At 31.6% G+C, this 2,885-nt stretch carries 2 protein-coding genes; both read right to left on the reverse strand.

Annotated features, from left to right (window positions below; all coding sequences use genetic code 11):
- Positions 1–617: 617 nt before the first annotated feature.
- Entirely contained in the window at positions 618–797 is a 180-nt protein-coding gene (locus JMO20_RS18975) for a nucleic acid-binding protein (RefSeq protein WP_243414877.1), read from the reverse strand.
- Between the two features lie 1,240 nt (positions 798–2,037).
- Entirely contained in the window at positions 2,038–2,781 is a 744-nt protein-coding gene (locus JMO20_RS18980) for a DUF2971 domain-containing protein (protein WP_202711329.1), read from the reverse strand.
- Positions 2,782–2,885 lie beyond the last annotated feature (104 nt).

The following is a 2,885-nucleotide window of genomic DNA, read 5'->3' on the forward strand; positions in this document are numbered from 1 at the left end:
CGAACTGGACCCTATAGGAATACTTCTTGGTGGAACTTCGTTCCCAGTGAGAAGGTGTGGTGCTCGCCATCACTAATTCCCATCTCTTCGAGCGCCCTTGCGCAAACACCTTGTTATAGGAAGTAGCGACATCATTTGTACCTATCCCCCTGTATACACTAAATAAGTTATACTTAAGAATAGTGTTGATACTATAGCTTTTTTAGAGATAAAAACTAATAGTCAACTTGAAGATGAAAAAACAAGTGTCAGATTAGTTATCTCTCATAGTCCTCATACTACTATTTATATTTAATCTTCACCTTTATTTTTTAACATAAAATTACAATAAGTTACTAAAGAAAAATATGCGAAAATTAATGTCCAAAATGTGAAATTAAGAGTACTATTAGAGCTATTAATTTTAAATAAATATAAGTTTACGCCCAAATTTATAAATGCCACTATAAGAAATATATATTTTAGTTTATTTAAGATTTTCAAAAAATCCCACCTTTTTATAATATCCAGAATTCTGCAATTACAATGTTAAAAATAGATATGATAGGTCAATTTCATCATTCATCTTATATATATCCTATAAAATACTCAATTGTTATTAGTTCTAGAAATTTTACCTAAATTTTCAATGTATAATGATATTTCACCAAATTAGGACAAATAGCTACCTTAGGCTTTTCCATTCTGTTGGCAAAAACACCCGTACCTGATGCAATTTTAATACCGTGCCCTACGCTTTCAACCTTCACATCAAATCCCTCAATCACCTCACTTTGGCACTGAGTACATATTCTCATTTTCTATTTCCTCCATATCGTAGATTTATTCCTTTATTTTATATTATTTTACCATTGTGACTATAAATAACATATAGTAATCAACCTATCTCTTTTGAAAAGAAAATTAATAATTGATCATAATATAAATGCAGATAATATTGCTCCAATAAAAATACTAATATACTATTCATCTTAATAGGATGCATCAACTTTACTATATAGCGTCACGATTATAAGGTATAAAACTAAATAACCTTTTTTCTGAACTTCATGAGAATTACTCTTCTAAGCACTTCCTATTTTCGCCATTACTTTTAGATTATTTTCATAGAAAGAACTACAAAGAACAGCACAGAAATCACTATTTCCTATAACGTCTCGGTGTTTGCGATCCCTTCGAACTGGACCCTAAAGGAATGCCCTTAAGTGGAACTTCGTTCCCAGTGAGAAGGTATGATACACAATGCTTTAAATCCAATCACTGGTGTATCCTTGCGCAAACACCTTGTTATAAGATGTTTGGACTACGGTGAATCTATGAACTATTTTACTAATTATACCTATCTTAAGAAGTCATGGTATCATATAACAACACTTCCGCTGAAGAAACTATTAGCTTCTCCAATACAAGGAGAATTACAAAACCTTCTATCCCTTTAAAAATTACACTATTGAGAGTTAGAGCTGAATACCCCCATATTGTTATATGATTACAATTTTCTAAAGAATCTTCATATCAATTTACAAAACTAGTTTAATCAACGAGCCAAGACTATCACAATGATTAAATAACCACTAACCATTGATTATTGATGAGTAATAACCTTTTAACCAAGTACATCTATTGAACTAGTTTAGCCAATCCGCGCCAAGAAGAATTACCAAACTAATAAACAAGTCAATTAACTATGTGATGATACCAATACAAATGGCTAAACTTCTGTCTTTCTAAGAATTACTCATCAATGATCTAAATCTATGTAGGGATATGAAGATTATTTATTCAATCCTAATCCATGACTTAACAATTTTATTTTCTATATAACTAGTAAAATGCCTAACCCTCAAATGTCTTATAACGTCTCCGTGTTTGCGACACCTTCGAACTGGACTCCAAAGGAATACTTCTTGGTGGAACTTCGTTCCCAGTGAGAAGGTGTGGGTGTATAATCCCGAAAAAGTTACCCTAGTAACCCTTTACGCAAATATTTTGTTAGGCGAAGTAAACCCCAACACATTTGTATTTAAAATCTTTTTACTATTCTACAGCTTTCCATTCTTGAATTATCCTAGTTTTCTCATATATTCTATCGTCATATAACTCAGACTTAGTTGGTTTTATTGTGAGTCCTGCTCTCTTACAATAATATTGAATTGTACTAAAATAATGATCTTGAGCTCTCGGGTCTACAACTATATCTTCAATAAATCTTACTACATCTATAGGAAACTCAATATAATTCCCTTTGCTAACTTTATCTCCAATAAACCTTTCATCATTACGTGTTATTAACCTAACTTCATTTTCATGCTCAAATGCATCTCTTTTTATTAATCCATCAGCAAACATATGAGACATCTTCTTAAATTTTTCTCTATTATTGAGTCCATCCATTAAATCATTATAGTAATACACTTTATTAATTGCCGAATGTTGTAATCCCTGAATATGCTCTAGTTTTTCAATGGAAGTACCTATCTTAATACCATTTTTCGAGGGTGAATATATTCTCCACATTGCATCGGACTCTTCCTTTAGCGTCCAACACTGTCCAAACAGTTCTGAACTTCCAGAGTATATAGGAAATTCAACTTCCCCATTACTCTTTTTCACTGGTATATTAATACTTGGTACTTCCCATGTATCTTCCCAAGATATAAGCCTCGTAAGATATGTCCTGTTTTTTTCAACTAAAGACATAAATTGACTTAAACTTATATATCTATATATTTTATCTTTGCTCTTTAATCCATCACCAATTTCTAATTTCTTAAACTTCAATTAATTCACCTCTCAGTTGCTTAATAAATTATTATTTCGCCTAACGTTTCTAGAATATTGCGACGGTCCACACGTTCCCTGTGGACTGTCTGTAAATTCTATGT

Origin of the sequence: Sporosalibacterium faouarense, from assembly GCF_016765695.1 — a bacterium.
In the GTDB taxonomy this organism is placed as follows: Bacteria; Bacillota; Clostridia; order Tissierellales; family VENL01; genus Sporosalibacterium; species Sporosalibacterium faouarense.

Excerpts from the sequence above, each read along its gene's own strand:
- JMO20_RS18975 (WP_243414877.1), bottom strand. The coding sequence starts at position 797 with ATGAGAATATGTACTCAGTGCCAAAGTGAGGTGATTGAGGGATTTGAT.